General features: G+C 43.3%; 24 protein-coding genes. 10 read left to right on the top strand and 14 right to left on the bottom strand.

The window, feature by feature from the left end; translation table 11 throughout:
• Nucleotides 1-369: 369 nt before the first annotated feature.
• From AC570H_RS18265 to gltX, 9 genes are all read right to left on the bottom strand, one after another.
• On the bottom strand, nt 370-732 hold the full coding sequence (locus tag AC570H_RS18265) for a response regulator (RefSeq protein ID WP_497357493.1): 363 nt from the start codon (nt 730-732) through the stop codon (nt 370-372).
• Between the two features lie 14 nt (nt 733-746).
• Nucleotides 747-1,310 carry a chemotaxis protein CheB gene (locus tag AC570H_RS18260; RefSeq protein ID WP_497357491.1) on the bottom strand — a complete coding sequence of 188 codons (564 nt, stop codon included), beginning with the start codon at nt 1,308-1,310 and terminating at the stop codon, nt 747-749.
• Entirely contained in the window at nt 1,307-2,134 is an 828-nt protein-coding gene (locus tag AC570H_RS18255) for a CheR family methyltransferase (protein WP_497357489.1), read from the bottom strand. Before AC570H_RS18255 ends, AC570H_RS18260 begins: the two co-directional genes overlap by 4 nt.
• Nucleotides 2,134-2,508 (bottom strand): response regulator, encoded by a 375-nt coding sequence (locus tag AC570H_RS18250; protein ID WP_497357487.1) that lies wholly within the window; start codon nt 2,506-2,508, stop codon nt 2,134-2,136. The genes AC570H_RS18255 and AC570H_RS18250 overlap by 1 nt, the downstream gene beginning before the upstream one ends.
• Nucleotides 2,509-2,528: 20 nt before the next feature.
• On the bottom strand, nt 2,529-6,122 hold the full coding sequence (locus AC570H_RS18245) for a response regulator (RefSeq protein ID WP_497357485.1): 3,594 nt from the start codon (nt 6,120-6,122) through the stop codon (nt 2,529-2,531).
• A gap of 95 nt (nt 6,123-6,217) precedes the next feature.
• The gene (locus tag AC570H_RS18240; RefSeq protein ID WP_497357483.1) at nt 6,218-7,339 is read right to left on the bottom strand and encodes an ATP-binding response regulator; all 1,122 of its coding nucleotides are present in this window, start codon (nt 7,337-7,339) and stop codon (nt 6,218-6,220) included.
• A gap of 303 nt (nt 7,340-7,642) precedes the next feature.
• On the bottom strand, nt 7,643-8,473 hold the full coding sequence (gene ypfJ / locus AC570H_RS18235) for a KPN_02809 family neutral zinc metallopeptidase (RefSeq protein ID WP_497357481.1): 831 nt from the start codon (nt 8,471-8,473) through the stop codon (nt 7,643-7,645).
• Nucleotides 8,474-8,691: 218 nt separating this feature from the next.
• The gene (locus tag AC570H_RS18230; RefSeq protein WP_497357479.1) at nt 8,692-8,886 is read right to left on the bottom strand and encodes a hypothetical protein; all 195 of its coding nucleotides are present in this window, start codon (nt 8,884-8,886) and stop codon (nt 8,692-8,694) included.
• A 72-nt stretch (nt 8,887-8,958) separates the two neighbouring features.
• On the bottom strand, nt 8,959-10,467 hold the full coding sequence (gene gltX / locus AC570H_RS18225) for a glutamate--tRNA ligase (protein ID WP_497357477.1): 1,509 nt from the start codon (nt 10,465-10,467) through the stop codon (nt 8,959-8,961).
• A gap of 86 nt (nt 10,468-10,553) precedes the next feature.
• Between gltX and AC570H_RS18220 the strand changes: the two genes are divergently transcribed.
• The 3 genes from AC570H_RS18220 to AC570H_RS18210 are packed head-to-tail and all read left to right on the top strand — an operon-like array spanning nt 10,554 to nt 12,668.
• A complete protein-coding gene (locus tag AC570H_RS18220; protein WP_497357475.1) occupies nt 10,554-11,783 on the top strand; it encodes a sensor histidine kinase in 1,230 nt (409 codons plus the stop codon).
• The gene (locus tag AC570H_RS18215) at nt 11,743-12,246 is read left to right on the top strand and encodes a DinB family protein (protein ID WP_497357473.1); all 504 of its coding nucleotides are present in this window, start codon (nt 11,743-11,745) and stop codon (nt 12,244-12,246) included. The genes AC570H_RS18220 and AC570H_RS18215 overlap by 41 nt, the downstream gene beginning before the upstream one ends.
• Nucleotides 12,243-12,668: a hotdog fold thioesterase gene (locus AC570H_RS18210; RefSeq protein ID WP_497357471.1), complete on the top strand. Its 426-nt coding sequence runs from the start codon at nt 12,243-12,245 to the stop codon at nt 12,666-12,668. The genes AC570H_RS18215 and AC570H_RS18210 overlap by 4 nt, the downstream gene beginning before the upstream one ends.
• A 46-nt stretch (nt 12,669-12,714) precedes the next feature.
• Here the strand turns inward: AC570H_RS18210 and AC570H_RS18205 are convergent, their stop codons facing one another.
• Together AC570H_RS18205 and AC570H_RS18200 are read right to left on the bottom strand one after the other, a co-directional pair.
• Nucleotides 12,715-13,758, bottom strand: a complete 1,044-nt coding sequence (locus AC570H_RS18205) for a serine hydrolase domain-containing protein (RefSeq protein WP_497357469.1) — start codon at nt 13,756-13,758, stop codon at nt 12,715-12,717.
• Nucleotides 13,759-13,870: 112 nt separating this feature from the next.
• Nucleotides 13,871-14,227, bottom strand: a complete 357-nt coding sequence (locus tag AC570H_RS18200; RefSeq protein WP_497357467.1) for a DUF6249 domain-containing protein — start codon at nt 14,225-14,227, stop codon at nt 13,871-13,873.
• 130 nt (nt 14,228-14,357) lie between these two features.
• On the opposite strand from AC570H_RS18200, the gene AC570H_RS18195 reads away from it, so the two are divergent.
• The 4 genes from AC570H_RS18195 to AC570H_RS18180 all read left to right on the top strand — a co-directional run bounded on the left by AC570H_RS18195 (nt 14,358) and on the right by AC570H_RS18180 (nt 16,457).
• Nucleotides 14,358-14,933: a Crp/Fnr family transcriptional regulator gene (locus AC570H_RS18195; RefSeq protein WP_497357465.1), complete on the top strand. Its 576-nt coding sequence runs from the start codon at nt 14,358-14,360 to the stop codon at nt 14,931-14,933.
• 73 nt (nt 14,934-15,006) lie between these two features.
• The gene (locus AC570H_RS18190; RefSeq protein ID WP_497357463.1) at nt 15,007-15,333 is read left to right on the top strand and encodes a DMT family transporter; all 327 of its coding nucleotides are present in this window, start codon (nt 15,007-15,009) and stop codon (nt 15,331-15,333) included.
• A 54-nt stretch (nt 15,334-15,387) separates the two neighbouring features.
• Nucleotides 15,388-15,969: an RNA polymerase sigma factor gene (locus tag AC570H_RS18185; RefSeq protein WP_497357461.1), complete on the top strand. Its 582-nt coding sequence runs from the start codon at nt 15,388-15,390 to the stop codon at nt 15,967-15,969.
• Entirely contained in the window at nt 15,966-16,457 is a 492-nt protein-coding gene (locus AC570H_RS18180; RefSeq protein ID WP_497357459.1) for an anti-sigma factor family protein, read from the top strand. Before AC570H_RS18185 ends, AC570H_RS18180 begins: the two co-directional genes overlap by 4 nt.
• 100 nt (nt 16,458-16,557) lie before the next feature.
• Here AC570H_RS18180 and AC570H_RS18175 read toward each other — a convergent pair whose 3' ends face one another.
• From AC570H_RS18175 to AC570H_RS18165, 3 genes are read right to left on the bottom strand one after another with little or no spacing between them, the layout of a single operon-like run.
• Nucleotides 16,558-17,124 (bottom strand): DUF2911 domain-containing protein, encoded by a 567-nt coding sequence (locus AC570H_RS18175; protein WP_497357457.1) that lies wholly within the window; start codon nt 17,122-17,124, stop codon nt 16,558-16,560.
• A gap of 28 nt (nt 17,125-17,152) precedes the next feature.
• Complete coding sequence (locus tag AC570H_RS18170) at nt 17,153-17,335, bottom strand: hypothetical protein (RefSeq protein ID WP_497357455.1); 183 nt, start codon at nt 17,333-17,335, stop codon at nt 17,153-17,155.
• A gap of 57 nt (nt 17,336-17,392) precedes the next feature.
• The gene (locus AC570H_RS18165; protein WP_497357453.1) at nt 17,393-19,930 is read right to left on the bottom strand and encodes a bifunctional glycoside hydrolase family 9 protein/polysaccharide deacetylase; all 2,538 of its coding nucleotides are present in this window, start codon (nt 19,928-19,930) and stop codon (nt 17,393-17,395) included.
• 129 nt (nt 19,931-20,059) lie between these two features.
• Between AC570H_RS18165 and AC570H_RS18160 the strand changes: the two genes are divergently transcribed.
• Genes AC570H_RS18160 through AC570H_RS18150 form a run of 3 tightly spaced genes read left to right on the top strand, consistent with a single transcriptional unit; the run spans nt 20,060 to nt 23,071 of the window.
• Nucleotides 20,060-20,674 carry a TetR/AcrR family transcriptional regulator gene (locus AC570H_RS18160; protein WP_497357451.1) on the top strand — a complete coding sequence of 205 codons (615 nt, stop codon included), beginning with the start codon at nt 20,060-20,062 and terminating at the stop codon, nt 20,672-20,674.
• A 21-nt stretch (nt 20,675-20,695) separates the two neighbouring features.
• Entirely contained in the window at nt 20,696-22,012 is a 1,317-nt protein-coding gene (locus AC570H_RS18155) for a TolC family protein (RefSeq protein ID WP_497357449.1), read from the top strand.
• A gap of 18 nt (nt 22,013-22,030) precedes the next feature.
• A complete protein-coding gene (locus AC570H_RS18150; protein ID WP_497357447.1) occupies nt 22,031-23,071 on the top strand; it encodes an HlyD family secretion protein in 1,041 nt (346 codons plus the stop codon).
• Nucleotides 23,072-23,082 lie beyond the last annotated feature (11 nt).

The following is a 23,082-nucleotide window of genomic DNA, read 5'->3' as shown; positions in this document are numbered from 1 at the left end:
GCAGCACCCAAGCATTACCGGCCTTCATTTTCAAAATCAATGGCTAGGATTTGGCGTTTTGTGCTTGGCGATTAGCACTGGTAAACTTCCAAGCTAGAGAAATAGTTATCCCCTTTGGAGGGGGCAGGGGGAGGAAAGCAAGCCTTTGTTAATTAAACCCGATAGCAGTGAACGGATAGCGGGACTGCAGCACCAAGCATCACCGGCATTCATTTCCAAAATCAATGGCTAGGGTTTGGCGTTTTGTGCTTGGCGATTAGCGCTGGTAAACTTCCAAGCTAGAGAAATAGTTATCCCCCTTTGGAGGGGGCAGGGGGAGGAAAACATAAGGCTCTGCCAACGTCTCCGCCAACAGCAGTGATGACTGTACTATTTCCCGATGTAAGTGCCTACAATTTCTTCGAGGGCATCGATATCAAATGGTTTTGACAGGTAGGTATCTGCTCCAGCCTGTTCGGCCAAGGAGCGCACATCATTGTTTGCCGAAAAGTAGATCACAGGAATATGTTTGAGATCGGGATGGTTCTTAAGCGCCTGCGTAGCCTCTATGCCACCCATATCGGGCAACCAATTGTCCATAAAAATCAGATCGGGCATAAAACCACAAACCTGGTCAACAATATTGTTCGAACTTGCCGAAGTCTTGATTTCATAACCGGCATCTTCCAGAATTAGGGTACATAATTCCAGAATATCCGTATTGTCATCAAAAATAAAAACCTTTTTATTCATCTTTTAGAACGTTTCTAGGCCAGCATATTGATATAGGCGGCCATTTCTTCAATTTTTAGTATTTCGCTTATCCTAGCCCTTGCAATTGCCTGCGACGGCATGTAATCAACCTGTGCACTCTCTGGGTCCTGCACGGCCGTTTCTCCTCCATAGCTGTCAACGGTGATCAATCCGTTCACGCCATCGGCATTTGAGCCCGAAAGCAGCAAACAAACCAAACCATCTTCATAAACTTCGGCTGCCGATTGAAAAGTAACATCGATAGAAGGCCTCGAATAATTAACTTTTTCAGAATAATCTAGAGAAAAAGTCATGTCTTTTTCAATCAGCAAATGGTAATCTGAAGGAGCAATATAAACAGTTTTATTTAAGATCCTCTCTTTTTCTTCTGCTTCCTTTACCTTGAGCACCGTCTTTTTTGAGATCAGATCGGCCAATAAGAAATCTGTACCTTGTTTTCGGTGCACTACAATTACAATAGGAAAAGGCAAGTCTTCCCTAATTGCCGGAAACACCCGCAACAACACTTCGAGACTCCCAGCCGAGCCACCAATAATCAATGCTCTACAGTTGTTCATCCGTTGGTTTTCCTCCAAATTTTTTCGGTTTCCAATCTTTTGTAGCGTTTGGCAATGGGCGAAAAATCTACGGTTTCCTTGGTGCCCAATGCCAGGTAGCCCAAGTTATCCAAACTGTTGTCGAACAGCTGCAGTACTTTAAACTGCAGGTCGCGATCAAAGTAGATCAGTACGTTTCTGCACAATATTAGCTGAAATTCGTTAAAAGAATGGTCCGACACCAAGTTATGGGTCGAGAAAATTATTTTTGCCTTTAGGTCGTTGTCAAACTTGGCCAATGAATAGTTGGCGCTGTAGTAAGAAGAAAAATCCTGTGGGCCGCCAGAGGCGATGTAGTTTTCTGAGTACTGTTTCATTTGGCCGAGGGGAAACAGGCCCTGTGCAGCTTTTTCCAATACGGTTGGATTGATATCGGTAGCGTAAATGAGCGATTTGTTTAAGAGGTTCAGCTCTTTGAGCATAATGGCCATAGAATAGGCCTCTTCGCCGGTTGAGCAGCCTGCCAGCCAAATCCTGATGAAGGGATAAGTACCCAAATTAGGCAGTACCTTAAAACGCAAGGCCTTGTAAAATTCGGGATCCCTGAACATCTCGGTCACGTTTACCGTAATCTGTTCTACAAAACGCTTAAAATAGCTATTGTCGCTCGTAATCTTATACCTGAACTCGGCAAAGCTGACCAACTTATCCAAGCCATACAAACGGAGCAGCCTCCTTTTTAGCGATGCCCTAGAATAGCCGGTAAAATCGTAGCCGTACTGTTCTAAAACGTCGTTGATCAAGAGTTCTACCTGTTCATCATTTATGGCGGCTAAGTGGGGCACTAGATATATTTTTTTAATTGAATAACGAGTTCATCTACATTTACCGGTTTAGAAATATAACCTTTTGCACCTGCATTGAGACACCTTTCCCTATCGCCTACCATGGCTTGCGCCGTAACGGCAATTACAGGAATTTCTTTCAGGCTTTCCTCTTTCTGCATTTTAGCCATGGCCTGATAGCCGTCCATATCGGGCATCATCATGTCCATTAGTACCACGGCAATATTATCGTCGTCGGCAATCAGGTCAAACCCTTGCTGGGCGCTATTTGCCGATATACAATTATACTTCTTCGCTTTTAAAACAGCTGTTAATGCAAAAATGTTTCTTTGGTCATCATCAATGATGAGGATTTTTTTTGTACGCGCTTCCATAAAAATTCTAGAACAATCTTTTATGCTTTATCATATAACCAAACTCTTAACAACGAGATCAGCTGGTCAACATCTACAGGTTTAGAAATGTAGTCTGATGCGCCAGCGGCGATACATTTTTCCCTATCGCCCATCATCGCTTTCGCCGTAACCGCTAAAATAGGCAATTGTCTGTAGCCGCCCATGTTTCTGATGGCCCTGGTGGTTTCGTAGCCATCCAGTTCTGGCATCATCATGTCCATCAGTACCACATCTACGTTAGGGTTTTCGTCGAGCACCTTCAGTGCCTCCTTGCCATCAATTGCCGGCAATACCTTCATTTGATGCTGCTCTAAGGCCTTGGTCAGCGAAAAGATGTTGCGTACATCATCATCTGCGATGAGCACGGTTTTGCCTTTAAGCACATCATTTAAACCACCCAAACTGCCTTTTAACGCTGGCTTCTCCTGTTTTTCCTTCTGCTCTACCAGGTGCAAGAATAAACCTGCTTCGTCTAAAATACGCTGGTAAGAATGAGCGGTTTTTACAACAATCGAATCTGCATATTGTTTGATGCGGGTTTCTTCGCCTTTTGATAAATTTTTGCCTGTAAAAATAATGATCGGCAGGTTTTCAAGGCCATCGTTTTTCTTGATGGTTTCTAGGGTTTCGTAAGCATTTTTATCTGGAATGCCCATATCGAGGATGACGCAGTCTACTTCTTTCTTTTGAAGCGCCTCAATGCTTTCGCTCACATTTCTGGCCACCATTGTTTGGATGTTCGAGTTGCTCAAGAAATAGCTCAATGCCTTGGCGTGCTGTTCGTTTTCCTCTACAATGAGCACTTTTTTAGGATGTCGGCTCAGCGCATCTTCCAGTTTTTCGAAGATCTGCTTCATATGCTCCAATGCAACCGGCTTATTGATAAAATCGACCGCCCCTTTAAGCAGGCTTTCCTTTTTAACCGAAAGCGATGACATGATGTGTACCGGAATAGGTCGCGTGTTCGGATTAGATTTAAGCTCTTCCATTACCTGCCAGCCATCTTTTATAGGCAGCTGGATATCCAGCAAAATTGCCAGCGGATTATATTTATTGGCCATTTCTATACCCACATCGCCCCTCACGGCTACAATGCCTTTATAACTTCGTTTCCTGGTAAAGTCTAACAGGGTTTTGGCAAAAGCGGTATCGTCTTCCACAATCAGGATTACCTTGTCGTTTTTGCCAATGCTGTTGCGGTCGTCTTCCACCTCGCCGGGAATCACATCTACCGTATAACTTGGTATTGGCGCAGCAACAGGCTCTATATACGGGTTTCTGTCTTGAAGTTCGCGATGTGCCTGCTGTTCTTCCAGATAGGCTTCGTTATCAGTATAATCAATCGGGATGGTGAGGGTAAATTCGCTGCCTATATTTTCTTCACTTTCTAAGTTGATATCGCCGCCCAATAATTTGGCTAGCTCCCTGCTGATCGACAAGCCCAAACCGGTACCTCCAAACTTGCGTCGGGTAGAGCCATCGGCCTGTTGAAAGGCCTCGAACACCATGCCCAGCTTATCTTTCGCAATGCCGATACCGGTATCCTTTACTTTGAATATAAGGGTTTTATAAGCGAGGTCTGCCGTTAGCGAAAGACTTACTTTTCCTTCGTGCGTAAACTTAAGTGCATTCGACAACAGGTTTTTTAAGATCTGTTCCAAGCGCATTTTATCGGTTTGGATAATGGCCGGCACATCGCTTTCTACATTTACCTCCATGGTAAGCTGCCTATCGTTGGCAATTGGCGCGAACAGCGAACGCATATCGGAAATGATTTCTTCTGTGTGGATCTCGGTGATATCAAGGTCCATTTTGCCTGCCTCGATTTTAGAAAGATCTAAAATTTCATCGATCAGGCTCAACAGGCCTTGTCCAGAGCTCTGGATAACTGCTGCATATTCGGTGTATTCCTTATCGAGCTCTTCATTATCGGCCATCAGTTTCGATAGCAGCAAAATAGAGTTTAATGGGGTGCGAAGCTCATGGCTCATATTGGCCAAGAACTCAGATTTGTAGCGCGTACTCTGCTCCAGTTGCGCCGCTTTTTCCTGGATATCGAGATTGCGCTCTTGGATGAGCTGATTTTTTTCTTCGAGCAGGCTGGTACGCTCTTCCAATTCCTGGTTGCTCTGCAAAAGCTCTTCTTGCTGTACGCGCAACTCCTCTTCCGAAGCCTGTATTTTTTGGGTTTGGGCTTCGAGTTCTGCATTTAAGCCTTCGAGCTCCGAATGTTGTGCCTGTAGCTCCTCGGCCTGTGCCTGGGTTTCTTCTAAAAACTCCTGCAGTTTTTTGCGATTTTGCGCTACATGGATGGCCATGCCTATGTTACTCGAAATGCTATTTAAAAACTCGAGCTTGCGTGGCGTATAAGCATTTAAAGAGGCCAGTTCGATTACACCAACCATATAGCCATCGCGGTGCAATGGAAAGGCCAGCACATTTTTAGGCTTGGTTTGCCCGGTAGCGTAACTGATGGTAATTTCGCCATCAGGAACTTCTTCCAGCAAAATGAGCTTATCCAATTGCATACATTGGCCAATCAATCCTTCGCCTATGGCAAATTTGTTTTGTATTTCATTGCCCATTAAGGCATATCCACCGGTCAGGTAAAGATTCCTGTCGTCTTCTAAAAGGTAAAGTGCGGCTACATGGCTTTTGGTGTGGGCAACAATATGCACCAACATATCATTGGCGAGGGTTTTAATGTCTTTTTCGCCCACCATTTGATCATTAAGCTTCGCTATGCCTGATTGTAGCCATTCTTTATCTTCCAACAAACCAAAAGAATACTGGAGCGATTCGGCCATATTGTTTAAAGAGGCTGCCAAGCTGCCCAAACCGTCTTTGGTGGCATCGTCCATTCTTATTTTGTAATCGCCCTTAGAAATCTGTTGGGCAATACCTTGGATTACACCTATCCTCTCGGCGGTTTCATTGTTAACATTTTGCAGTTCTTGTTGCAGCAATAAACGCTCATCAAAATCGGAAGCCACTTTTCTGTAAAAGAAAATGGTGATCAGCAAGGATAAAATCGAAGCCAGAATAATGAGCAATGGCGTGTATCCTGCAAAGGTGTTCATCTCTGCGGTGCGCACGCCGAGCAGGCGTTTCTCTTCAGTTTGCATGTCTCTGATGATCTGCCTTGTATTGTCCATATAAGACTTGCCATCGAGCAGGGTTTTCTCAGAAATTGCCCCACCATTAGATTTGACATCAATGGTCTGTTCAATAACAGTTAACCGGTTATTGAGTATTTCTTTAAGCTCGCTTAATTTGCGTTGCTGGTAGCTGTTGTCTACCGTGCTTTCTTCCAATTGCTTAAACAGCGCGTTCACTTTTTCTTTTGCTCCAAAATAAGGTTGCAAAAAGGTTTCGTTTCCGGTAAGCAAAAACCCTCTCTGCCCGGTTTCGGCGTCTTTAAGGGTGGAGATGATATTGTCGAGGTTGTTCATAACCTCATTGCTGTGTGCCACTAAATCCGAAGATTTGATGAGGTTTCTGATGCTCACATACGACGCCAGCGAACTAATGATAAGAATAATCAGCGAAAGGCCAAGACCAAGCCGCAGGTTACTTTTTAGGGATAATTTCATTAAATAGCAGTTTAATTCATTGTTTAAATTGTGTTTTCAGCGCGTTGAAGCCAGCTTGGTTTTTCCATGATCGTAAAATCACGGTAGTTATTGCATTAAACTTCGCTTTTTGAGTCAACAGGCATGATAAAATAAAATTCTGAGCCTTCTCCATAGGTACTGTTTACACCAACTTTTCCTCCATGGCGCTTGATAATTTCCGACGAAATGTAAAGGCCGATCCCCAAGCCCTGGAAACGCTGAGAGGTTTCTTCTACGCGATAGAATTTATCAAATACGTGTGGGAGCTGTTCTGGCGAAATGCCAATACCCGAATCTTTTACGGCTACATAAAGCGATCCGTCTTTTACATTAACCGTGAGCTGGATTTCGCTGGTGCCCGGCGAATATTTGATGGCATTGGTTAGGAAATTAACCAGCACCTGTTCGATGCGCATCTCGTCGCCATAAATTTGACAGCCTGCAATTCCTTTCTTATTCACCACAAACTCTGGGTTAGACTGGTGTATGATCTCTATTACGTTATCTAGCAGGTTATCTATAGAAAAATGTTGCTTATTAAATTTGAGCTTGCCGCTTTCGATCTTAGAAATATCCAAAAGATCGGCGATAAGGCCATTCAGTTTTTCAAGTTGTACATGGGCTTTGCTCAGGTGTTTTTTAACGGTTTCGATGTCGCCTTTGTTTACGCTACGCTCTAAAAGCTGTACGTATCCTTTTACACTGGTTAATGGTGTTTTAAGTTCGTGGCTGGCAATGCTGATAAATTCGTCTTTTTTACGTTCCGCATCTTTTCTGAACTCGATTTCTTCGAGTAGTGTTTTTTGCATTTCGTTCAGCTTTCTGCTCTGCTCATAAATGCGGTAGAACGTTTTTACCTTAAGGAGCAAGAGGTTCATATCAACCGGCTTGGTGATGTAGTCTAAACCTCCAGATGAATAGCCTTTGGCTATGAACTTGAACTCGGTATTAACGGCCGACAAGAAAATGATAGCGGTTTCTTTGGCCTTGCTATAGCCTGATATGGCTTCGGCAACTTCAAAACCATCCATCCCAGGCATCTGTACATCTAAAATAATGAGTACATAGGAGTTTTTTAAGACCTTTTTGAGCGCTTCTTCGCCTGATGAGGCTGTATCGATTTCAAAATTGTGTTTTTCGAGTACCTTTTTTAAAGAAATCAGGTTCTCTGGCGTATCATCAACAATAAGGATCATTCCCAAAAATAGTTAAAGCTTGGCAACATTTACTAGGATATTGCATTGATTTTTTGGCAATAACCGTTATAAGGAAAGAGAACAAAAAAGGAATGGGCTTTGTTTGGATGCTTTTTGTAACATTTAGCCTATAATTGGAAGTCCGAAGTCTATAACCCATGGTTGATGCTTGGTAGCCTGGATGCAAAAGTTCCATTCATTTGTCATTCAGAGGGCAGAAGGTCGAGAAATCGTAAAGCCATTTCATTTGAGGCCAGTTGTATTTTCAACAGATGAACCAATGGCTAATGAACCGATGAACTTTTACAGTCTTGATGTATTAAAAGTATCGCCTTGCCTGATATCGCCGGTATCAAATCCCTTTTTGAACCAGTACATCCTTTGCGCCGAGGTGCCGTGGGTAAAGGCATCGGGAACTACTTCTCCCTGAGCCTGTTTTTGCAGCTTGTCGTCGCCAATGGCGTTGGCTGCAGTTAACGCTTCGTCTATATCTCCCGGATCGAGCCTAAAGTCTTTCAGGTTCTGGGCGTGGTGCGCCCAAAGTCCGGCATAAAAATCGGCTTGCAGTTCTAATTTAACGGATAGTTTATTGTATTCGACTTCGCTTAAGCTTCTTCTGGCCTCTTCCATTTTGGCCGATGTGCCCAACAGATTCTGCACGTGGTGGCCAACTTCGTGTGCAATTACGTAGGCCTGCGCAAAATCGCCTGCCGCACCGAAACGGTTTTTAAGCTCGTCGTAAAAAGACAAATCAATATATACCTTATGGTCGCCTGGACAATAGAACGGACCAACTGCTGAACTGGCATTGCCACAAGCAGATTGGACCACACCATCGAATAACCTTAGTTTAGGATATTCGTACTGCAAACCCATGGCCGTAAATTGTTCATCCCATACCTGTTCGGTAGATTTTAAAACCCCCTTTACAAAAGTCTTTTGTGGATCATCGGCTTTTGTAGTTTGTTCTGTAGGTGCAGTTGCAGGCAATTGGCCTACCAAACCCGTTAAGTCCTTACCAAACAACAAGCCTAGTATCACAATTACAATCCCTACTCCGCCACCTAACGCTACCCGGCCACCGCCGCCTCTTCCATCTTCTACATTATCGCTGCCTTTACCGAACCACTGCATAGTTTATTTAATTTAGTTTACAAAAATGATGGAACAATTTTAATACCAATTTAATGATTAAATCTATATGTGCTATTGATCGGCCACAGATTAACAGATTTTACGCTTAAAATAAAAACCGTGGCTGGCCAAATGCCTCTAAATTCTATCAAAAACAACGATTGAAATCCCTTAAAAATGAAAATGGCCCTAATGTTATTAAGGCCATCTCTATTTTATTAAACTAGTTTAATACCAAATCTGCCACCCCAAGGATCTCCGATAGTCATTGCTGTCCACTTGTCCATTTCCATGTTTTTCGATCCCTTTCCCGTCCATTGCATGCCACCCATAATTTTGGCTTGCTCTTCTTTGGTTAATGCCGTTACGCCACTGTTGGCTAATTTCTCGAACTTGTTTTCGTTGTGTTTCATCGTTGCGGGATTTAAATTGATAAAGATTTTGCTTATATCTATTTAAACAATCAATAGCCCGTTAAGTTTTGCCTAGTTGAACGCTTCAATGCCTAAGGTTATTCTGCGTTGGGTTTCGGCTTTGCCCAATGCGTTTGCAATGTCAAATACACCTGGGCCAAATTTGCCTCCAACCAGCATAATACGGAAGGGCAGCATCAATTCTCCTGCTTTAAAACCCTTGCCCTCGGCCAAGGCCTTGAATTGGGTTTCCCATTCGCTGGTCGAAGCACCTTCTTCAAGCGTGGCTCCAAATTCTTGGAAAAAAACTGCCTTTTCTGCCGACCATTTTGGTTTTACCGCAGCCACGTCATATTCGGCAGGAACTGCAAAGAAATACGCTGCCTGATTTGCAAAATCGCCCAAAAGCGTACAGCGGTCTTTCACCATATCGATCACTTTGTACAGATAAGCATCATCAGCTATTTGGATACCCAATGTTTGAAGGTCTTCTTTAACGCTTGGTGCCAAATGTTCGGCGCTAGCCGTTTTAATCCATTCGTGGTTGTACCATTTGGCCTTTTCAAAATCGAATTTGGCCCCGGCCTTGCTGATGCGGTCAATAGAAAAAGAACTGATCAGCTCTTCTAGGGTAAATATTTCTTGATCGGTACCATCATTCCAGCCCAACATGGCCAAAAGGTTTACAAATGCTTCAGGCATAAAGCCCATCTCCTTGAATCCTTTGGTTACATCGCCAGTTTTTGGATCGGCCCAATTCATCGCATACACCGGAAAGCCTAAACGGTCTCCATCACGTTTGCTCAGCTTGCCATTGCCATCAGGTTTTAAGATCAACGGCAAATGTGCCCATTGTGGCATGCTGTCTTTCCAGCCCAGGTATTCCCACAGCAAAATGTGGATTGGCGCAGAAGGCAACCATTCTTCGCCCCTAAAGGCATGGCTAATTTCCATGGCCTTATCATCAACCACTACAGCCAGGTGATAGGTAGGCATGCCATCTGCTTTTAACAATACTTTATCATCAACCAAATTGGTATCAAAGCTCACTACACCACGGATCATATCATGAAAAGACACCTGCTCGTTTACCGGCATCTTAATGCGGATGGTATGTGGTGCGCCACTGGCCAACAACTCGCTTGTTTCGGTTTGCGAAAGCGTTAGGGAGTTGCGCATTTCCATGCGTGTTTGCTGTCCGTACAAGAAGTTAGGCTGGGTATTGCGTCTTTCGGTCAGTTCTTCTGCTGTATCAAAAGCATAATAGGCATAGCCACTGGCCACCAGTTGCTCGGCATACTGCCTATAGCTCGGCTTGCGCTCGCTTTGGCGATAGGGACCAAAAGCCCCCGGATTTTGCGGGCTCTCGTCTGGCGTTAGTCCACACCAGTTTAGGCAGTTGACGATATATTCTTCGGCGCCCTCCACAAAGCGGGTTTGGTCTGTATCTTCAACGCGAAGTACAAAGCTGCCATTGTGCTTTTTAGCAAACAAATAATTAAATAAAGCTGTGCGTACACCACCTAAGTGCAAGCCTCCTGTTGGGCTTGGCGCAAATCTTACTCTAACTTTCTTTTCCATTACAGCGCAAAGATATATTTTTTAGCTCGTTTACGTTTCTGTAGGTATATTTTTGATTGCTATTTTGTAATTTGCCACCAACCTCTATGAATCCGTATCAAAAAAAGCGCCGCTGGAAAATATTTCTTCTTGTTTTTGCCATTGTAATTGGCGGTGCATCCGTCGTGTATTCTGACTTCTTTGTCAAAAAAATGGAGCGCGAAGAGGCCTCCCAGTTTCAATTGTGGGTAAAACTGAAAGAGCAACAGTTGGAGATGTACGACAATGAAATACTGACCCCTACTTTTGATATTTTTAGGAAAAACACCAAGGTAGATGCCATTGTTCTCAATCCCAATGGCACTATTTTTTCTTGGGAGGGCCTAGATACCAACAAAACCTTTTACCAAGGCCTCGAAGCCAAAGAATATGATTCGTTATATTTTGTAAGGCAATTGGCCAAAATGAAGAAGCAACACAAGGCCGCCCCAATGAAGGGGCCAGAGGGCGAAAAGCTGCAGGCCTATTACCGAGATTCGTTTATCCTGACACAGCTGCGAATTTTCCCTTATATCCAATTGGGCGTAATCGGGCTTTTTATCTTGGCCGCTTATGTAGCTTTTAGTTCGGCCCGGCGAGCAGAACAGGATCAGGTTTGGGTGGGCCTGGCCAAAGAAACCGCCCATCAGCTGGGCACCCCTATTTCTTCGCTCATGGCTTGGGTAGAGCTGATCAAGTCGAAATTCGATGCCGAAGACGATTCCTTGATTGCCGAAATGGAAAACGATATCCACCGGTTGGAAATTATCACAGATCGTTTCTCTAAAATTGGGTCTAAGCCTATTCTTGAAGACCATACCGTGTACATTGTTATCCAAAACTTTGTAGATTATTTTAAGATCCGCACCTCAGACAAGATCAATTTTATCGTAACCGGCGACAAACAGGTGAGGGCTATGCTGAGCATCCCTTTGTTTGATTGGGTAATTGAAAACCTATTAAAAAATGCGGCCAACGCTATTGAAAACGAGGGCAACATTACCATCAACATCATAGAAAACCTGGCCAAAGAAGAGGTATTTATCGATGTAACCGATACCGGCCGAGGCATTCCCCGGTCGAAATTCGATACCGTTTTTCAGCCTGGCTACACCACCCGCAAAAGGGGCTGGGGCTTGGGTCTTTCGCTAACCAAAAGGATTGTAGAAAACTACCATAGGGGCCTCATCTTTGTAAAGGATTCGGAGCTCGGCAAAGGCACTACCTTTAGGATTATATTAAAAAGCAGCATTACATATGAACCGACCACAAACACAGGAATACCCCGAGTGGTATAATAAATACATCAGCCTTGTGGATGGCGATGTAATTGCGATTTTGGAGAAACAGGTTGTCGAGTTTTCAGACTTCATTAACAGCTTGGTGGGCAAAGGCGATTATGCCTATGCACCAGGCAAATGGACCATTAAAGAGCTGATTGGCCATATTATCGATACCGAAAGGATTATGACATTTAGGTTATTGTGCTTTGCCAGGGGCGAAAAAGCAAGGATTCCAGGGTTTGAAGAAGACGATTACGTAGCCGCGGCCCATTTTAACGACCGTAGCCTGCTCAGCCTTTCCGAAGAATTTTCGCTGCTGAGAAAAGCAAATCTTTACCTTATCAAATCGCTTAACGAAGAAGAACTGGCCAAATCTGGCAACTCTAATGGCACCGACATGACCGTAAAGGCTTTTGTTTATGTACTGGCTGGCCACATTATGCACCATGTTAACGTAATTAAAGAGCGTTACCTATGATCTGGTTCAACACATTTACGCCAGCAATGCTTAACGACAGGCCAAAAAACCATATTGGGGCTTTGATAGGCATCGAGTTTACCGCAGTTGGCGATGATTATATTGAAGCCACCATGCCTGTTGATGAACGCACCCACCAACCCGCAGGTATTCTGCATGGAGGCGCGTCTGTTGTATTGGCCGAAACTTTGGGCAGCATTGCTTCTTACATGTGCGTTGATCCGCAAAAATACATTGCCGTTGGACTTGAGGTAAATGCCAACCACCTGCGACCGGTAAGTTCGGGATTGGTGAAAGGTGTTTGCAAGCCCCTGCATATCGGTGGCAAAACCCACATCTGGGAAATCAAAATGTATAATGACAAAGGCAAAATGAATTGTGTTAGCCGTTTAACGGTAGCGATTTTGCCTAAGCCCTTGTAAACATTGGTTCATTAGTCATTAGTTGATTGGTACTTCAGACTAAAAACTAACGACTGTTGGCCAAGGCCAAGACCGCCACATCTCTCGTTACCTGCGTTGGCGAATTGCACTCGCAGTTGCTCAGTCCGATTACATAAATATCAAGATTAGGAATGTACACGCCCATGGTTTTAAAGCCGAAAATACTGCCTCCATGTTCTCTAGTCTGAACCCCATTAAGTTCTTTGAGGTGCCAGCCATAGCCATAAGTAAATTCCTCGCCACTGTTTAATTTATATTTGGTAAAGGCCTGCTTAATGGTATTGGCGTTAACCAATAGATTTTTGTTCAAGGCATTTTGCCATAGCAACATATCGTCTACGGTAGACATTAAGGAGCCGGAAGAAAAAGGAATACTGAAGCTAATTCTTGGCTTATTTACATAGCCAGCATCGTTTTTACGATAGCCGTAAGCTCTTTTGTTTACAATGGCAATATCGTTCGCATACCTAGAGTGGCCCATTCCTGCTTGATCGAAAATATGTTTTTGGATGTAGTTTTCATAAGTCTCACCCGAAACCAGTTCGATGAGGTAACCCAACACCACATAGCCCGAATTGTTGTAATCGAATTTATCGCCTGGCGAAAAATCAACGGGTTCGTTTTTAAAGAAATCTACCATTGCCTTCGGCGATAAATCTTGTTGCGCAATACTATTGAGCGATTTCATCCTGGTAAAATCCTTAATTCCGGAAGTATGGGTAAGCAAATGGTGTACGGTAATTTTATCTCCGCCTGGATAATCGGGAATATACTTGGCAATGGGTACTTTTACATCCAGTTTTCCCTGCTCTGCCAATTGGAGTATGGCAACTGCAGTAAATTGCTTGGTCATCGAACCCAATTGAAAAACATTATCCGGCAGCATATCTGCCCCCAACTCTATATTCGCCTTGCCAAAGGCTTTTCGGTAAATGGGCTTTCCGTTTTTGGCGACCAGAAATACAGCGCCGGGACCATTTTTATCTTTAAAAACACTTAAAAGCAGGCTATCTATTTTCTTTTCCAGGTTTTGTGCGCTTGCCTGAGTCATTACGGCAAGAAGAAGCATTAATACTATAAAAGTTCGTTTAGAGGATATCATCATGATTTGGGATAATGGTTATAAAAAAGTCCGATAATCGCATTGACTACCGGACTTCTAATTAATTGTATCTAAAGGTTTATTTCTGTTGGTCTAGCCACTTTTTCTCAATTGCATAAGAAACGATGAGGCCCAAGCCGCCGAATACACCTAGGCATCCAAAATAAACTGCCACTGCCTGATCATCGTCTACATTATTTACATGACTGCCAAACATTGCTCTTACTACAAACAAGGCAACCAATAGGCCGATACCAAGACCCACCAATAAGAGGCCGAATTTTAGGCTTAAAAAAGGTTTGGGAGTAGCTTTATGAACGCCTGGATCGATGCCACGTTCGATCATGGCCATTTTTTCCTTGTTAGAAAAATACCTGATGCCGAATACCATTGCGAAGGCACCTAAAAAAAGTGATATTGGGATTAACTCTTCCATAATTTTATTTCTTTATTTGATTTATAATCTTTTAATTCTCTGAACCGTGTTCTGCATACTATGACAACATCATTTTTTTGTAGGTTACACCCTTAGTGAAAAAAATTTCATCATTTGTTATCTTTAGCCAATGCAAGCCGAACTAGCGCTGATCACAGCCAAAATAAATAGCGTTTATCCTTTGCCCCAGGCAGAGCTGCAGCTGCTGTTAAATTCTTTGGAGCGCGTGGCCTATCCTAAAAACCAACTGATTATTTGCACCACCAGGGTAGAAAACCATCTTTATTTTATTGCCAAAGGTATAGCCCGTGCCTATTGCCACGGCGAAAGCCAACAGGTTACTTTTTGGTTTGGCCAGGAAACCGACATCATTCTTTCTTACCATAGCTATATTAACCAGCAGCCAGGCTACGAAAACATTGAACTGCTTGAAGACGGGATTCTTTACCGCATTTCTGATCAGGCTTTGCAGGCGCTTTACCAAAAGCACATCGGCTTGGCCAATTGGGGCCGTAAGTTTGTGGAGCAGGAACTCATCAAAACAGAAGAAAGGCTAATTAACCGGCAGTTCAGGTCGGCCACAGAACGGTATCAAGAACTGCTGAGCCAAAGTCCCGACCTGCTTAAACGCGTACCTCTTAAACACATTGCTTCTTATTTGGGCGTTACCCAGGTTACCTTAAGCCGCATTAGGGCAGAGCGATAAAAAATTCCATTATTTAACATTTGTTAAAGGATACCGACTATATGATGCCGATTTTTGTAAAAAATTTACAATTATGAGTTGGTTCTATTTAATTATTGCGGGTCTGTTAGAGATCGGCTTTACTACCTGTTTAAAACTATCAGACAATTTTTCTAACCTCAAATGGGGCGCTGGTTTCTTGGTTTGCGCGGTAATGAGTTTTGTTTTTTTAAATAAAGCCACTGTAACCCTGCCAATGGGCACCGCCTATGCGGTATGGACGGGCATTGGCGCCATAGGTACCGTTTTGGTAGGCATTATCTTTTTTAGGGAATCCTATAGCTTTTGGAGGATCTTCTTTTTAACCACTTTGATCATCTCTATTTTGGGTCTTAAGTTTTTTGCCGAAGCCAAAGCTTAATAATTTGTAAATTGCTGTAACCTGTTGGCAGAACATCGCGTCATAGCTCTAAATATGCAGCAAAAGGAAACAGATTTAGCTTTGATCAACGCCGTTTTGGCGGGCGATACCTCGGTTTATACCGAATTGGTAAAGCGTCATCAACGCTTTGTGTTTACCTTGGCCCTGCGTTTTGCAAAAAACCGCGAAGATGCCGAAGAGATTGCACAAGACTGCTTTGTAAAAGCCTATAAAGCCTTGGGCGCGTTTAAACAGGATTCGAAGTTTACAACCTGGCTCTACACCATCACCTATACCACGGCCATGACCTTTTTGCGCAAGAGAAAACTTGATACAAGTTCTATCAACGATGAAGAGCATGTATTGCAAATTGCCAATAGCGGTACGGGTTTTGATGCAAACACGGTAGAAAAGAAATCGAGCCATGCCTATTTAAACCAAGCGATAGACATGCTTTTGCCGGATGATGCAGCTATTATTACGCTATTTTACAAAGGCGAGCAGAGCTTGGAAGAAATTGGAGCAACCCTGCACATGGAGGCTAACACGATTAAAGTTAAGCTGCACAGGGCTAGGCAAAGGTTAAAAGAAAAATTACAATATTTGTTAAAGGACGAAGTTAAGGAACTGATATGAATACGCTAGAAGAACAACTTTGGAACTACATCGACAACAATTGCAGCCCCCAAGAACAGGAAGCAATTGAAGCCAAACTGGCTGTTGACGCCACGTACCAACAACTTTACCAAGAATTGCTATTGGTAAACAGCCAGCTCGGCAAGCTTGAGCTCGATGAGCCCTCTATGTCGTTTACCCGTAACGTGATGGAGCAGGTAAAACTCGAGCCAAGGCCCATAACCTTAAAAACAAAGGTAGACAAGCGCATTATCGGCTTTATTGGAGGTTTTTTTATACTTTCTATCCTAGCAATATTTGTAGTGGCTATTGCCAACAGCAAGGTAAGCCTTGATTTGAATTGGCCAAAGTTCAACTGGGCAGTTGATAGCGACAAACTACTTAATCCAACATTCTTGAAGGTATTCCTTTTGGCAGATCTTGTATTGGCACTCGTTTATGTCGATAGCCTGCTCAGGAAAAAAAGGACACAAAAAAAGGGAGCTTAAAAACTCCCTTTTTATATAAATTTCGTCATCCTGAACTTGGTTCAGGATCTAGCTCAAGACAAGACCTTGGACCATGTCCAATGGGACGATCCTAAAATAATTATTTCTTAAACAAGATCGGCAAACTTACCTGGGTGCTGTCCCAAGCCATTACCAGTTCTACGCCTTCCATACGGTCGGCAAATGTCATCGAAAACACTTCCAATGGCTTATCCAATTTGGTAATCGGTACTTCTACCCTAACCACGTCTTTAGCCTGGTCGTAGGTAAAAGCTCCCCACCTATCGGTTTGTTTGTTAACAATGATGGTCCATTTATCTTTACTAGGAATAGCAAACAGGCTATATCTTCCCTGTTTTATTTTTTTGCCGCCAATGGTTACGGTTTTATCGAAGTAGATTTCGGTGTTTTCGTTGGCACCTAAACGCCATACCTTGTCAAACTGCTCCAAAACGCCAAAAACTTCTCTTCCTTTTTTCTGCGGACGAGAATATAGCACCTTGATGATAGGCAATGAATTGTCTTTCACCTTGGTGGCATTTAACGGATAGTAAAGTGCATCCATCGGACTGTCATCAGGTTTTGAAAACTTAATGCCCGATGCGTCCTGCGCCTGTACTGCAAAACCGAATAATGCCAGTACAAGGCATAAACCCAATTTTTTCATAACAATGATGATCAATTTTTACTAAGGACTAGTATTCGCGTCCTTTTACAATTTTATTTAAGAATAGGCCTGCGAAAATTAGGCCCAAAATACCACCTAAAAGTACCCAGCCAATGCTTGGAGTTACGGCAATAACCGCCAACATACCTGTTAATAAACCTATTACGTAGTAAACCCACTCAAAACTGTTTTTATTTTCTTCTGTGCTCATTTTGCTATTATGATTTGCGCCAAAGGTAAATATTTTATTTTAAAAATTTTGTGCAGTTTAAGGGGTAGATTTCAATAAATCGTTGACCCTGACCATTTCATAGCCTTCTTTTTTGAGGTATTGGATTAAATTGGGCAACCTTTCGTAAAACTTGTCTTTTCTCCTTGGGTCTGTACCTATATGAAGCAACAACACAAAACCATTGAGGCCTTGGGCTTGCTTTTGCTCATAATCAATAATCGATTGATAGATTTCTTCGCTGCCACGATAGGATTTGCCCATTTCTGGATAGGTATAATCTGCGTTTGAACGTGTGCCCGGGGTAAAATTGATCAGCTTCAGGCCCATTTCCTCGGTCCAATTGGCGATGGTTTGGTTGTACCACTCGTAAGGAGGCAAAAAGAAAGCTGCATCCTTTTTGGTAATCCCAAATTTGGCCATGGCCTGATAATTGGCTTCGAGGTCATTTTTAAATTGGGTGTGGCTCACCAACAAGCTGTCTCTCTTGGTCCAATCGTTGTACAACAAGTGGGCATTAGAATGCGGCCCAAGATAATTGCCTTTGGCCTTTAGGTTTTTAATTAATGAAGCAAAGGCCGGATTACGATAAAAATTGCCGGTAAAAAAGAAAGACCCTTTTACCTTTTGCTGCTGCAGGGTGTGGGCAATACTTTGGCCACCATCGGCAAATTCATCTCCGGTAAAAACCAGGGCCAATTTCTTTTTTTCGGTATTGCCACGAATAATGGCTCCATAAGCCTCTTGCATTTTGGAGTTCGTGCTTTTGGCCTTAGAATCAAAAGCGGCCAGTAAATAAACCAGCGAAGCTGTGCCGTCCATGGTGGGTTCGTTGGTACTGTAATCGCCATAATCATCATGGTAAACGGCCAAATCGCTTTGAAAATCGGCATATTCATCGGCCTCCGCCAACTTTATCCCGATCAGGCCTTTATAAATATTGGTGTATACCGGACCATCTACCAGCCCGCCATCAATCGGGTACTGTTTCAAGTGGGTAAATGCCGAATGTGGATCAACCGGGGTATCACCCCAGCTCGGCAGGCCATAAACCATACTGGTTCCCCAAGGGTTGCAGCCAAAAAGCCAATCGAAATTGGACTGCTCCAATGCCGAAAAACTGGCATCGCCACTCAATTGCTTATACCAAAAACACTGCATGGCAAAAGCTACCGTGAGGTTGTTGCTGCACCAGATGAAAGGCACGCCTCTATAAAAGGCATTTTGCCGAGCCCTGGCCCAAACCTGTTCAATGCCTTGCTTGTAATAATTAAGGAGTTCTTGCTTGGTGGCTCCGCTGCTTTGCTTGGCCAATTCATAATGCCCAATATTGATAAATGGGTACCATTGGTAATGTTTAGCCGTATCGGCCTTGAACCAAGGCGTAAGCGTTTCTTTTTGGGCATAATTCATTGCCTGTTGTAATCGGTTTGCCTTGGCGCTGTTGCTTAGTGAAGCTGGAATTGAGGCATAAGCCAGCTCCATATCATCAACCCAATTGTCTTCTGCATAAATGTAAGGCGACTTTACCGAAGCAGTTTGTGTAACTCCTTTTTTGATATTGGCATAGGCTAAAGCCGAATTGGCCTTGCCTCCCAATTTTTGGGCATAGTTTTGATCAATTTTTTGAAACAGTTTCGATCCCAATACAAAAGCGCTGGCAAATTTGGCTGCTGTAGAACTGGTACCCGTGGTATTGTTCATAAACTTGCCCCTTTGCTGCGGTTCGCCATCAATAAAGTACAAAGGGCGTTCGAAGCCTTTGCCATACTGGCTGTCTTCTTTGGGTATCCGCATCGAACTATGGTCGCGGTCATCCGCCAATTGGTTAAACATCACCTTGGCCGACGGATGCATTTTGAGCAACCAGTCCAAGCCCCACTTGGCTTCGTCAAGCACATCTGCGCGACCGTTTTTACCCGTTAAGCCATTGGCTTGGTGTTCGTCTGTAAAAGCCTGCGGAAAATCGCGGTAGGCCATTAACAAATGGTAGGTGGCATTGGCCGATGTGGTTGAATATTGCAGGTAATCGCTGGCATCGTGCCAGCCACCCGAAGCGTCAAAATGAGTACTGTCTTTGATGCCAGCTTTGGCGCCGTAAAGTACGAAACCATCATGTGTATGGCAACTGTCTTTCAGAAATGGATTAAAACCACTCCGTTGTTGGCGCATGTAGCGCAAGGCGAAATCGGCTGTATGGCGATAAACATCATTGTTGATGATCACCGTTGGCGAAACAATCGTCCCTACCCTAATCACGTAGCGTCCTGGATTTTTAAAGCTGGAGAAATCCAGTCGTGCGGTAGTTGCAAATGGCCCATAAGCCCCAAAGCCGGTCACCTGATCAGAAGAGAAAACCACTTTGCCGCTTTGCTCGTCGAGCAGTTCGAAACGAGTAGGTTTTATTTGTTCCTTGCTTGCCCAAATGGCTACCTTAATAGCGCTTGGCTGGTAGCCCAACAAATTGATGCGCACCCAACTCTGTGGAGTTTCATTTGGTCGTTTTTTAGAGTAGAAAGAGAGCAATGGCAACAAAAGGGTGCCCAAAAGCACCTGTAGGATGATTTTTTTTGTCATTGTAAAACCGCGTTTCGTTTATGATTAGGCTATTAAAGGTAGTCAATTATCATCCATTTGTAAAACAAGCTTAATTAAATTTGGAAATTAATCAATCGATTGATTAATTTTGTGCCGTCAAAAGAAGAGATGGAAAAAACAGATAAAAGAACCGATATCTTGAGGGCAGCCGAAAAGCTGTTTGCAGAATTTGGTTATGAGGGTACTTCAACCCGTCAAATCTCAAAGGAATCGGGTGCCAATATGGCAATGATCAATTACTACTTCGGCAGTAAAGAAGGCGTTTTTTTGGAAATTATGGAAGACCGGATTTCTGGCTTCAAATCCCAGCTTAACCTCATTGCAGAAGAGCAGATTCCTGCCAAAGAGAAATTATTGAAAGTGGTAGAGCAATACGCCAAACGTATTTTCTCCAATGTTTGCTTTCATAAAATGATGCATAGAGAGCTGTCGCTAACCCAACGTCCAGAAATGTTTACGCAGATTAAGGAGGCAATGGCACAAAACCTAACTGTTATCGAATCGATCATCAACGGAGGCATAGCAGAAGGCCATTTTAGACAAGTGGATGTTCGCATGCTCATTGTGAGCATTATGGGCACCATCAGCATGGTCGCTACTTCGCCCAACAAGGTAATTCCAGACATTGACATCAAAAACGACGAAGAAAGGGCCATTCTTGAAGAAAGGCTGATTGTCCACCTCAAAGACCTCATCATTACCCACTTATCCATACCCAAATAAACGATTAACATAATCCCAAAAATGATAAACAATAAATTCAAAATCCTAATCGCAACCCTACTCTTGCCCGCGGTTTTACAAGCACAATCGCTTAAAAAACTCAGTTTGCAAGAGGCAATAGATTTAGGCATAGCCAATAGCAAAAACCTGAAGCTTGCGCAAAACAAAATAGACGAGTCGGTGGCTAGACTGGCCGTGGTTAAAGACAATGTATTGCCTACAGCAACAACCAGCTTTTTATATAACCATGCCGAAATCCCTACCAATACCTTACGCATTGGCGGAGGCGACCCTATTAACCTGCCTAAACGTGCCGATGCCTTTGTAGGTACCGCAGCCGTACAAGAACTGGTTTATGGTGGTGGCAAATATAAATTGGCACAAGAATCGACCAAGCTTTTAACAGAAGTGGCAAAATTAGATGCCGATAAAAGTAAGGAAGAGATCAGCTATGCCGTTATCAACACCTATTTTTCGCTCTATAAAGTAATGCAGAGCAAAAAAGTGGTAGCCCAAAACCTCGAAGCTATTGCCAGTCAGCTGAAGCAGGCTCAACGTTTTTTCGAGCAGGGCATTGTGACCAAAAACGACGTATTGAGGTTCCAATTGCAACAGGCCAACATCTCGCTTACCGATTTGGAAATCGAGAACAACCGCAAAATCATCAATTACAACTTCGATATTTTGTTGGGCTTGCCTGAAGATACCGAAATTGCCTTGAGCGATACCGACCTGCCTTTGCAAACGGTAGAGCCTTTAACCAGTTACATCAACTTGGCTATGGCTAACCGTCAGGAATTGCAACAGCTAGACCTGCAGAACAAAGTGGCTGGTGTTAACATCAAATCGATTAAAGCCAATACTTTGCCAACCCTAGGTGTAGGCGCCAACCTGTACTACATTAACCCAAGCGGCAAATTTATTCCGCCATCAGAGCAGTTCATCGTGCCGGTTACCGTTGGCGCTACCATTTCTTGGAATGTAGCTTCATTATGGACCAATAAAAACAAAGTGGCCGAAGCCAAGATCCAACAAAAAGAAATCGGCATCCAGAAAGACATTTTTAGCGACAATGTTAAAACAGAGCTGAACCAAAACTACCAGAACTATAAACTGGCGGTTCAAAAAATCAATGTTTTGGAAACTTCTATTGCCCAAGCGACTGAAAACGACAGGTTGCTCGAATCAAAATACAAAAACAACATTGCTTCGGTTACTGATAGAATTGATGCCGAAACCTTATTGTACCAAGCTAAAATCAACTTGGAATTGGCCAAGGCCGATGCCCGTTTAGCTTACTACACCTTATTAAAATCAACAGGAAAAATATCTAAATAACCTTAATCCCAAGAAATAATGACAACAACACCCGAAAAAAAGAAAAACAAAGTTCTTCCCATTATATTAGGCGTATTGATCGTTGCCGGCGCTATATTCGGCGTTAACGAATACTTATATTCCAGCAAACATATCGATACCGACGATGCCCAGATAGATGGCGACATTAGTCCGGTGGTAGCCCGTGTAGGCGGCTATGTAAAGGACATCAACTTTGAAGAAAATACAAAAGTTAACCAAGATCAGGTTTTGGTAACTTTAGACGATCGCGACTATAAAATTAAATTAGAGCAGGCACAAGCTGGCCAAGTTGGTGCAAATGCAGGCGTGGGCGTATCGCAGGCTCAAATTGTGGCTACACAAGCGAATACCAGTACCGCAAAAGCAAACATCGAAGCAGCAAGGGTTAAATTATCCTTGGCCCAAAAAGATTACGATCGCTATGCGAACCTAATTAAAGATGGCGCCATTACCCAACAAGCATTTGACCAGGCTAAAGCATCAAAAGAAACCGCTCAAGCGGCTTACACCGCAGCCGTTGACCAATACAATGCTGCTGTTAAACAAGTAGGTACTACTCAATCTCAATTAAGTGTTACCAACTCTGGTGTTACCCAACGCCAATCTGATGTTGATTTTGCCAAGTTGCAATTGTCATACACCGAGATTAAAGCTCCTGCAACTGGTATTGTTTCTAAAAAGAATGTACAAAAAGGCCAATTGGTACAAGCCGGACAATCATTGTTCGCCATTGTAAACGAAAACAGCCTGTTTGTAACTGCCAATTTTAAAGAAACACAGTTAGAAAAATTACACGCAGGCTCGAAGGTTAAAATTACAGTAGATGCGTATCCAGATCAAGCAATTGATGGCGAAGTATATAATTTCGCGCCGATTACTGGTGCCAAAGGCTCGCTGTTGCCTCCAGATAATGCTACTGGTAACTTCGTAAAAGTGGTACAAAGGGTACCTGTAAAAATCAAAATCCAAACCAAAGACAAAGCGATTTTAGAAAAACTGCGCCCAGGTATGAGCGTTAAAGTTTCTGTGTCTATCTAAAAAATCATCAG

It is taken from the genome of Pedobacter sp. B4419 (genome assembly GCF_059693725.1).
The sequence above is the reverse complement of the archived record's forward strand: the minus strand, read 5'-3'. Positions and strand labels throughout refer to the sequence as shown.